At 59.8% G+C, this 9,470-nt stretch carries 12 protein-coding genes; 4 read left to right on the top strand and 8 right to left on the bottom strand.

What is annotated here, in order from left to right:
* Positions 1 to 33 precede the first annotated feature (33 nt).
* Both ACK3CV_RS05205 and ACK3CV_RS05200 read right to left on the bottom strand, forming a co-directional pair.
* Complete coding sequence (locus ACK3CV_RS05205) at positions 34 to 318, bottom strand: YdgH/BhsA/McbA-like domain containing protein (RefSeq protein WP_033647361.1); 285 nt, start codon at positions 316 to 318, stop codon at positions 34 to 36.
* A gap of 370 nt (positions 319 to 688) precedes the next feature.
* Positions 689 to 2,050 carry an esterase-like activity of phytase family protein gene (locus ACK3CV_RS05200; protein WP_164141899.1) on the bottom strand — a complete coding sequence of 454 codons (1,362 nt, stop codon included), beginning with the start codon at positions 2,048 to 2,050 and terminating at the stop codon, positions 689 to 691.
* Positions 2,051 to 2,475: 425 nt separating this feature from the next.
* Here ACK3CV_RS05200 and aqpZ point away from each other — a divergent pair, with 425 nt between their 5' ends.
* Entirely contained in the window at positions 2,476 to 3,171 is a 696-nt protein-coding gene (aqpZ, locus tag ACK3CV_RS05195; RefSeq protein ID WP_025301712.1) for an aquaporin Z, read from the top strand.
* 57 nt (positions 3,172 to 3,228) lie between these two features.
* Here the strand turns inward: aqpZ and ACK3CV_RS05190 are convergent, their stop codons facing one another.
* A complete protein-coding gene (locus tag ACK3CV_RS05190; RefSeq protein ID WP_164141901.1) occupies positions 3,229 to 3,999 on the bottom strand; it encodes a class I SAM-dependent methyltransferase in 771 nt (256 codons plus the stop codon).
* 117 nt (positions 4,000 to 4,116) lie between these two features.
* Here ACK3CV_RS05190 and ACK3CV_RS05185 point away from each other — a divergent pair, with 117 nt between their 5' ends.
* From ACK3CV_RS05185 to ACK3CV_RS05175, 3 genes are all read left to right on the top strand, one after another.
* Positions 4,117 to 4,902, top strand: a complete 786-nt coding sequence (locus tag ACK3CV_RS05185) for a helix-turn-helix transcriptional regulator (protein WP_164040322.1) — start codon at positions 4,117 to 4,119, stop codon at positions 4,900 to 4,902.
* 125 nt (positions 4,903 to 5,027) lie between these two features.
* The gene (locus ACK3CV_RS05180; RefSeq protein ID WP_164141902.1) at positions 5,028 to 5,774 is read left to right on the top strand and encodes a DUF2076 domain-containing protein; all 747 of its coding nucleotides are present in this window, start codon (positions 5,028 to 5,030) and stop codon (positions 5,772 to 5,774) included.
* 95 nt (positions 5,775 to 5,869) lie between these two features.
* On the top strand, positions 5,870 to 6,418 hold the full coding sequence (locus ACK3CV_RS05175) for a GNAT family N-acetyltransferase (RefSeq protein WP_164141904.1): 549 nt from the start codon (positions 5,870 to 5,872) through the stop codon (positions 6,416 to 6,418).
* Here ACK3CV_RS05175 and ACK3CV_RS05170 read toward each other — a convergent pair.
* From ACK3CV_RS05170 to ACK3CV_RS05150, 5 genes are all read right to left on the bottom strand, one after another.
* Complete coding sequence (locus tag ACK3CV_RS05170) at positions 6,409 to 6,660, bottom strand: hypothetical protein (protein ID WP_033637247.1); 252 nt, start codon at positions 6,658 to 6,660, stop codon at positions 6,409 to 6,411. The genes ACK3CV_RS05175 and ACK3CV_RS05170 overlap by 10 nt on opposite strands.
* Positions 6,661 to 6,746: 86 nt before the next feature.
* A complete protein-coding gene (locus tag ACK3CV_RS05165) occupies positions 6,747 to 7,199 on the bottom strand; it encodes a thiol-disulfide oxidoreductase DCC family protein (RefSeq protein ID WP_164141906.1) in 453 nt (150 codons plus the stop codon).
* 73 nt (positions 7,200 to 7,272) lie between these two features.
* The gene (locus tag ACK3CV_RS05160; protein WP_049196435.1) at positions 7,273 to 7,602 is read right to left on the bottom strand and encodes a hypothetical protein; all 330 of its coding nucleotides are present in this window, start codon (positions 7,600 to 7,602) and stop codon (positions 7,273 to 7,275) included.
* Positions 7,603 to 7,756: 154 nt separating this feature from the next.
* A complete protein-coding gene (ycaC, locus tag ACK3CV_RS05155; RefSeq protein ID WP_004928476.1) occupies positions 7,757 to 8,383 on the bottom strand; it encodes an isochorismate family cysteine hydrolase YcaC in 627 nt (208 codons plus the stop codon).
* 118 nt (positions 8,384 to 8,501) lie between these two features.
* Positions 8,502 to 9,383, bottom strand: a complete 882-nt coding sequence (locus ACK3CV_RS05150) for a pirin family protein (RefSeq protein WP_033637244.1) — start codon at positions 9,381 to 9,383, stop codon at positions 8,502 to 8,504.
* Positions 9,384 to 9,470 lie beyond the last annotated feature (87 nt).

Below are 9,470 nucleotides of genomic sequence, written 5' to 3'. Positions count from 1 at the left end.
TGCCGCGGCCAAAGGGTGAAAAAAAACCAACGCTTAGCGATAAATTTCCGCATTGCCGCGCCAGTTGCTGGAATCCCCGGGGGTATCCAGACCGATAATGCGGTAATGGCTGGCGCCGTCCGCCGCGGCTTTTTCTTTCAGGGCGGTGATGGCGTCATGCGGTGAGCCGCTAATGCCGGAAACCGACACTACGCCGACGCTTTGCAGATTGGCGGCCTGCTCGCTGTTGACCTGTTTCACCGACGACAGCGGCGCGGCGAAAGTGGAGAAGGAAGCGGCGGCGATCAATACGGCTGCGATGCTTGGGATAAGTTTCATGATTGACTCCAGGTGTTCTTGTTTATTAGCTCGTTGTCAGTGATGTTAATTATCCGCTAGCCAATGAAAACGGACGTCACGCAACGTAAAGAACATCAATCATTGTGAGGAGAATAAGGAGGAAGTGAGAGCGAGTATGTATTTTCAGGCAGGAATAACTTTACAGGTTTCACCTTACCCCTATTTGATGAACAATTAAATACAGGACGAAAGAAAGAACGCGCGCCGCCGCTATTTAAGATTTTTCCCCGCCGAGGCGCGCTGAGCTACGCTGATTTTGGCGATGTGGGAGAGCATCTCGCGCGGCAGAACGCCGCAGCGGCACGCGGAAACCTGAAGCAAAAGGGGGCGCTATCGCCCCCGATATCGGTCACTTCAAGGGGTGCGACAAGGTGAGCACCCAGAGCTCGCTCAGCGACTCCGGCTGCTCCAGCGGGCGCAATTCGATGCGGGCGTCGGTCTTGTCGCCGTCGAGGCTCAGCCGCCCTTCCTTCTCCAGCTGGTAGTCGCCGATTTTCTTGCTCTTTGGCGACGCATCCACCAGCTTGGCCTGCAAGCCGAAATCGTTGTCGTTGATCACCGCCAGCGTGCGATCGTCGATCAGCGCCAACCCTTCGGCTTTCTCCTGGCGCCAGCCCAACTGGCGCAGATCCGCCACTTCCCGTTTCTGCGCCAGCTTCACGCCGCGTTTGGCGAGCTCTTTCGCATCGTCGAACTCCAGCGCTTTCCCCTGGTCGTCAAACGCGCTCAGATCGCTGGCCTGCGCGAGATCCACCAGATAGATCTTGTTGATCATTGTTTTATCTTTATCGCTTCCCTGTTCAATCAACAGGACGCGCTGGTTGTCCAACGCCACCACATCGCCAATCTTGGCGTCTTTGGCTTTTTTATAGCTGTCGATATCGATGGGATAGCCGTACATGGCGGTTTTGCCACTGCGCGGATCGAAGCTCACCAGCCGGATAAACTGCGCCTTGTTTTTGCTTTTGCCCTCGACATCCAGCGTGCTCTGCACCGCCGCCAGAATGCGCCCATCCGGCATTCGGGTCAGCCCCTCAAAACCGCGGTTGGGTTGGCGCCACTTCAGGATGTTCGGTAAACCGCTCGCCACCGCCTGCTCGCCGGCCTGCGGCGTTGGGCCGTATTTGGCGAGAATTTTGCCTTTGCCGTCGACATGGATCAGAAACGGGCCGTACTCGTCACACAGCCAATAGCCGCCGTTGCCGTCACCGATGATGCCTTCTGTATCCAACCCGCGGCGATCGCCGGACAGCGGTTGCAGCGCGTCATTCAACGCCACTTCGTTCGTGGAACCAATCAGCTCGCCCGGCAACGGCAGCCCGCTGATCGGCCCTTTTTCGTCATGCAAGGGCCGCGCATTCTCGGCCACGGCCTTGCCGCCGCCAATACGAATGTCCATCAACAGGGGCACGAATTGCGGATTGGCGAAAATCTTGGCTTCTTGCTTGCCCACCGCAGGGGCATCGGCATTCGGGCCGCGATCGGTCAGCGTCGTCAGCACCAGATCGTCGCCCTGCTTGCTGTTGAACGTCAGCCCTGAGCCGATCCCCACCGGCAGCCCCTGCGGGAAATTCTTGGCGAACGTTCCCTGATAGGCGACGCGTTCCCCACCGGGGAAGCCGACCACATAATGCGCCACCTCAATGTCGGCAGCATAGGTGAATACAGGAAACAGTGAAGCCAACAGCAGGGAGAGCGATTTTATTTTCATGGTTTTTACCCGAGGTTGAATGAAGCGTATCAGGCAGAAGAAGATATTAATTTAGCATGACACTTAGATGACAACAGGCCATTCGTCAAATGCACAATCGGTAATAAAGTTGGCTGGCAAATAGAAATTAGCAATTAACCTGAGCGTATTGAATGGGGAAAACCGCTGGAAAAAACCGCCCGAAAATAGCGTGCCATTTCGCTTAGGGTAAATTCTTATGGCAAAGATAAAAAAAGCGGCAAACGCGCGCCGGCACGGGGAAAAACGGCGTTTTTCTCATAGACAAAATAAAATGACGAGGATTTAATACCGCCGTTATTCAAGGTGCATTAAGAAAATTCTATAGAATATCTGCATGAACTGAAAAAGCTGTTCTATAGTTTTTAGTGCTAACGCCCGTTAGTCAATTCCGCAGGATGGAATCTATGTCAAAGCGACTTTTTGCCGAATTTTTTGGCACATTTTGGTTGGTGTTTGGTGGTTGTGGTAGCGCAGTATTAGCAGCGGCATTCCCACAGCTGGGTATTGGTTTCCTCGGCGTTGCGCTGGCTTTCGGTCTGACCGTGGTGACGATGGCCTATGCCGTCGGCCATATTTCCGGCGGGCACTTTAACCCGGCGATCACCGTCGGCTTATTCGCCGGCGGCCGTTTCGCGGCGAAAGACGTGATTCCTTACGTTATCGCTCAGGTGATCGGCGGTATCGCCGCAGCGGCGGTGCTGTATTTAATCGCCAGCGGCAAAGCCGGTTTCGACGCCACCGCAGGCGGTTTCGCCTCCAACGGTTACGGCGAACACTCTCCGGGCGGTTATTCTCTGCAATCAGCAATCGTGATTGAGCTGGTGCTGACCGCCTTCTTCCTGATCGTTATTCATGGCGTGACCGACAAACGTGCGCCGGCAGGCTTCGCCCCGCTGGCGATCGGCCTGACGCTGACCCTGATCCACCTGATCAGCATCCCGGTGACCAACACCTCCGTCAACCCGGCGCGCAGCACCGGCGTAGCGATCTTCCAGGGCACCTGGGCGCTGCAGCAGCTGTGGGTCTTCTGGCTGGTGCCGCTGGTCGGCGGCATTATAGGCGGCCTGATCTACCGCTGCCTGCTGGAAGACAAAAAATAAGCACATCGCAGCCGATAGCGTTTCGCGGGGCAGCCTTCATCGGCTGCCCCGTTGCTTTCAGCCCTTCGTCACTTCAAACATCATGATATCGCTGGTAAAGGTGCCGTCCGGCTGAATGGCGAAATGCGCCGCCACCTCCTGCGACACGCTTTGCTGCAGCGCGCGGATCGCGGTAACGAAATGCGCCGGCGTGCGCATGCGCGCCACCCAACTGCCAAACTCCAGCATCAACCGATCCGACGTCACCTCGCGGACCACCAGCCCGGCTTCGGTCAGCAACGTCAGCCACTCACCCGGCGCATAGTTGCGCACGTGTGAGGTGTCGCGCAGCACTTCCACGGTTTGCAGATAGATATCCAACAGCGGATGCCCCGGCGAGACCACGTCCATAAAGATCGCTCTGCCGCCCGGCTTGAGTACCCGCCTGACCTCACGCAGCGCCTGGCCGACGTCGTGCCAGTGGTGCGCCGAATAGCGGCTGATGACCAGATCGAAGCCGGCGTCCTCAAACGGCAAAGACTCCGCCACGCCCTGCTGCAGCTGAATGTTGTTCAGGCCCTTTTCCGCCGCCGCCTGCTCCACCACCGCCAGCATTTGCGCCGACAGATCGTAGGCCACCACCTGCGCCACCCTGCCCGCCGCCGTGAAGCTGGCATGCCCGGCGCCGCAGCCCAGATCGAGCAGGCGCGCGCCGGCGTGCGGTTCCAGTAACTGTGAAAGGCGCTGCAAATCCTTGCCCTGCGCGTGTACCGCGCTGGTTAAGTAGGCGTTGGCCTGCTCGCCGAACTGCCGGTCTACCGCGTTTTTATGGCTGTTGCTGATGCTCATGTTTGCTCCCGTTATTATCCGGCTTGCGCCTGTGCCTGAAGGCTTTCGGCTACTATAATCAGGCTACTATACGGGTACAATATGAGCAGTTATCCTGGTATAAATAGGTACCACGCTATGTCATCAGAAGCCTTATCCGGGCCAAAGGCCCTCGGCGCGTTTCTGCGCGCGCACCGCGAACGCATCACGCCGGAAATGCTCGGCCTGCCCAGTTCCTCGCGCCGCCGCACCAGCGGCCTGCGGCGCGAAGAGCTGGCGCAAATCAGCGGCATCAGCGCCACCTGGTATACCTGGATCGAACAGGGGCGCGAGGTGTCCATTTCCCCCTTCACGCTGGCGCGCATCGCCAAGGCGCTGCGGCTCGGCCCCGCCGAACGCCACTACCTGTTTACCCTGGCGCGCGTCGCCGACCCCGAGCAGGAAACGCACCGCGAAACCGCCAACGAAGCGGTGCTGCAAAGCGTGCACCAGATGACGGTGCCCTGTTACCTGCTGGACGTGACCTGGAACGTCGTCGCCTGGAACCCGCAGGCGGCGGCGCTGTTCAGCGGCTGGCTGGATGTGGCCAACAGCCCCAACCTGCTGCACTTCATGTTCTTCCACCCGCTGGCGAAAACGCTGGTCAGCGATTGGGAAGAACGTGCCCGCCGCGTGGTGGCCGAATTCCGCGCCGAAACCAGCCACCATCAAAACACCGAAGAGATGCGCGCCTTCGTGCGCAGCATGACGCACAACAGCGCGGACTTTAATCACTGGTGGAAACAGCATGACGTGATGGCGCGCGAAGGCGGCGAGCGCGCGTTCGAGCACCCTCAGCAAGGCGCGCTGCGCTATCGCCAGCTCACCTTCCATCCTGCGGAGCACGGCGGCCTGAAGCTGGTGATGCTGATCCCGCTGCCGTAATTGGTAACAAATTCATAGACAGGTTTACCCGTCATTTATTTATTGGTTCATGTAAACGCGCTAGGGTGATTGTTACCGATGACAACGATCATCCAGCACCGTTATTTATCTCCCGAGGTACGCCTATGCAATCCGAAGAACAACGCCTTATCGATGGTCTGTTTGGCCGCCTGAAAGAAGCCGAGACCAAGACGGGCCCACGGGATCTCCAGGCAGAACAGCAAATCAATCAGCATATTCGCGAGCAGCCTTCCGCCCCTTATTACATGGCGCAGGCGATGATCATTCAGGAAGCGGCGCTTAAGCAGATGGACCAGCGGGTCAAAGAGCTGGAAGCCCAGGTTGCGCAGCTGCAGCAAACCGCCAACGGCCAACAGAGCAGCGGCGGTTTCCTGGCCGGCCTGTTCGGCGGCGGCAGCCGCAATACGCCAAGCCCGCGTGAACAGTATCAGGCGCAGCAGCAAAATACGGCGGCCTGGAACAACGCGCAGCAGGGGGGCTACGCGCAGCCGCAGCAGCCACCCTACGCCCAACCGCAGCAGGCGGCGCCTTCACGCGCCGGCGGCTTCTTGGGAGGCGCCTTGCAAACGGCGGCGGGCGTCGCCGGCGGCGTGGTATTGGCCGACATGCTGACCGGCATGTTCCGCCATTCGCAGCCGCAGGAAATCGTGAACATTATCGAAGAAACCCCGGCGCCGCTGGACGACAGCGCGATGCGCAATTTCGACGCCTCCAACAACCTTGATACCTTCAACAACGGCGACGGCGGCAGCTTCCTGAATCAGGACAACGGCTTCCAGAACGCCAACTACCAGGACGACCAGGACTACGCCGACGACGATTACAACGACGACGACGATTCCTTCCTGTAATGCCTCTCTCCCCCCTCATCCGCAGAGGGGGGATTTCCCGTTTCGCCGATCTGGACTACAGTGAACGCTGTTCATTGATCCGGCCGGGAGAAACGATGCCGAGCTTTAATCCTTCAGCCCCGTACTTCAGCGAGCGCCTGCAGATGCGGCCGCCGGTGATGGCGGACCTCAAACGTTTCTACGCCATCTTTGGCGATCCGCAAACCCAGCTCTTCAACCCCGCCGGCCCGCTCACCAGCGAAGCGCAGGCCGCTTCGGCGCTGCAGGAGCGGCTCGCCGGCTGGCGGCAACACGGTTACGGCTCTTGGGCGCTCGCCCTGCGCGAACGGCCGGATTGGGTTATCGGGTTTGGCGGGTTGTCCTGGAAACCGCTCGGCGCGCAGCGCACCGTTAACCTCGGCTATCGCTTCGACACCCGCGTCTGGGGCATGGGGCTGGCCACCGAGATGGCGCGGGCTTCACTGCAATACGGGTTTGTCGGGCTGGGGATGGGTGAAATTTCCGCCATTGTGCGCGCGGAGAATCAGGCTTCGTGGCGGGTGCTGGAAAAGATCGGCATGCAGCGTGTGGATACGCTGGATGACGTGCCCGGCGCGGCGCCGAGCCTGGTGTATACGCTAAAGCGCGGCGACTATCAGGGCTGATCGTCGCTGATTTTGGCCAACGCCATGCGGTAAGATTTGACCTTCTGACGCTTTTTCAGCCAGGTGGTGGTAGAGACGATGAACACCGCGCCCGACATCGCCAACACGCCGATCGGGTGGCCGTAAAACACCATCAAGGCAAAGTACACGGCGGAAACGATCGCCACCCACTTCGCCGTATTGCCCATGTCGTTCTTCTCTTGGGTCAAACGGCGGATGTGCTCTTCTTCACTGATTCCCATACGCGCTCCTTGTTGGCTGAACGTTCCATTATATGGGGCTGGAATGTTGATATTTCAAGCAGTTGGATGGTAAAGAAGCGTAAAGCTCAGGCCGGCGGTTCCCGCCGCCGGGGCAGATAGCGCCCGGGCTGATCGGCGCCTGGCAGGCCGGTGCCGTCGTTGCGGCCAAACAGCCGGTAGCGATTGCCGGCGACCGCGTCGTAGACCTTGTCCGCCAGCCGCGGCGGCAGGTAACGCGCCAGCGCCAGCACGCGGTACGGCCACCCCAATTGGCGCAGCGCCTGGAACAGCGCTGCCGAACGTAGCCAATAGCGCCCCTGCTCAACATAGACCACGGAATCGAAACGATCGGTCGGCAGCCCCAACGCCTGCAGGATCGCCTGCCCTTCGACGGATTGCACCGTCGCCAACAGAATGCGCCGCTGCCGATCGGCGCGAATAAGATACCTCACCAGCCCGTGACACAGATTGCATTCGCCGTCGAACAACAGCGCGCTATCGCCGGGCTGGAGATAGGGCAATGGTGATAAAGGGGTCATCCCGCCTCCCGTTAAACGCACGCCTTAGCCTAACGCGCCTTGAGCGTGCGAACCAGAGCGGGATGACGGTCCGTTAACGCGCAGGCGGGGCGTCAGGCACGGCGACCACCGCGACGCGCACCTCGTAATGTTTGGCGCTGCCCGCCGGGATCACCGCCGTCAGTTTATTGATGGTTTCCACCGGATTGTCGCTGGCCGAGGTGGCGCAGAACAGTTCGCCGCCGTGGCAGAACCCCGGCTTGGGCGGGTGCCCGCCCGGGAAAGGCGGCATACGCATCGGTTCATCCGCCGCGGGCGGCACCGCTTTGGCCGCAGGCGCCTCGGGGGCAGACATCGCGCTCGCGCTGAACAACAGCGCCATGCCCATGCAGGGCAGCGCCAGGATCTTGATTGCTTGTTTCATTGAATTAGCCTCATTTGCCGGGTTCGGGATTACGCTACCCCGCTCCCGGCTAATGAGAAAGCCGCTTTTCGCTACCTTTTCGCCCCGCTACGTTTTGCTTACATCACGCGTCTAACGTGATGAAAGGCGAAAGGTGGGGTAAAGGAGCGTCGCGTTACTTACCGTTCGTCAGCGTGTTATAGCTGGTCATCAGATTGCGGTAGTCCGGGATATGGTTGGAGAACAGCGTGCCCAGGCCTTCGATGTCGTTGCGCCAGTCGCGGTGCAGTTCGCAGGCGACGCCGAACCAGGTCATCAGCTGCGCGCCGGCGGCTTCCATGCGGCTCCAGGCCGACTGACGCGTCAGCTCATTGAAGGTGCCGGAGGCGTCGGTCACCACAAAGACCTCAAAGCCTTCATTGAGCGCCGACAGCGCCGGGAATGCCACGCACACTTCGGTCACCACGCCGGCGATGATCAGCTGCTTACGGCCGGTGGCTTTTACCGCCTTGACGAAGTCGTCGTTGTCCCAGGCGTTGATTTGGCCGGGGCGAGGAATGAAAGGAGCATCGGGGAATTGGGCCTTCAGTTCCGGCACCAGCGGGCCGTTGGGGCCGTTTTCGAAACTGGTGGTCAGAATGGTCGGCAGATTGAAGTACTTCGCTAAATCACCCAGCGCCAGCACGTTGTTTTTAAACCGATCGGGATCGATATCGCGCACCAGCGAAAGCAGCCCTGCCTGATGATCCACCAGCAATACGGCGGCCTGGTCCTTGTCGAGGCGCTTGTAGTTTGCAGTCATGGTTTTACTCCCGTGGGGGTTGATGTTGCGGATGAAGCGCCCCACCGCTGGGACGGGGCGCTGAGGTCTAAGTGTAGCGCCTGAGCCGGGGAACGCTTCCCGGATCGGGCGCCAGCGGTCAGCCGGCGCTCGCTTCGGCGTTCATGCTGCCGAACTTGCCGCTGTTGAAGTCGCGGAACGCCTGCTGGATTTCCGCGTCGCTGTTCATGACGAACGGGCCGTAGCCGACGATAGGCTCATCGATCGGTTCGCCGCTCAGCACCAGCAGCGCGACGTCGTTGTTGGCTTCGATAGTGATCGAATCCCCCGCCCGGTCGAAACGCACCATTTGGGTTTCGCGCACCACCTCTTCGCCGTTGACCAGGATCGCGCCGTGCAGCATCACCAACGCCAGCGTATGGCCTTCTTTCACCGTCAGTGTGGTGGTGTGGCCGGCATTCAGCTTCATATCCCACACGTTGAGCGGGCTAAAGGTGCGTGCCGGGCCGGCGTGGCCGCCGAAGTCCCCGGCGATCACCCGCACCTGCCCTGCGCCGTCCGCCAGCGGAACCACCGGAATATCGGCGTTCAGCAGCGTCTGGTAACCCGGCTCGGCCATTTTGTCCTTGGCCGGCAGATTGACCCACAGCTGCACCATTTCCATGGTGCCGCCCTTGCGCGAGAACTCCCGCGAATGGAACTCTTCGTGCAGAATGCCAGAGGCGGCGGTCATCCACTGGACGTCGCCGGGGCCAATCACCCCGCCGCTGCCGGTCGAGTCGCGGTGTTCCACTTCGCCCTGATAGACGATGGTCACCGTTTCAAAACCGCGATGCGGATGCTGACCCACGCCGCGGGTGCCGGAGGCAGAGCGGAATTTGGTTGGCGCCGCGTGATCCAGCAGCAGGAACGGGCTCATTTCCGCCCCCAAATCGTTATAAGAGAACAGCGAATTCACCAGGAAACCGTTACCGACCCAATGTGCTTCCGGGCTATTGTGAATACCGAGGATTTTTTTCATCTTGAACTCCCGTTTCAGGCCTCACGGCCTTAAGTTGATGTCAGAAGTTTAATCCGTCGGGGTTTGCTGCAGTAGTAGGCAAGATGT

The organism is Serratia sp. TSO36 (assembly GCF_057808395.1).
This window is presented reverse-complemented; position numbering and strand designations above follow the sequence as displayed.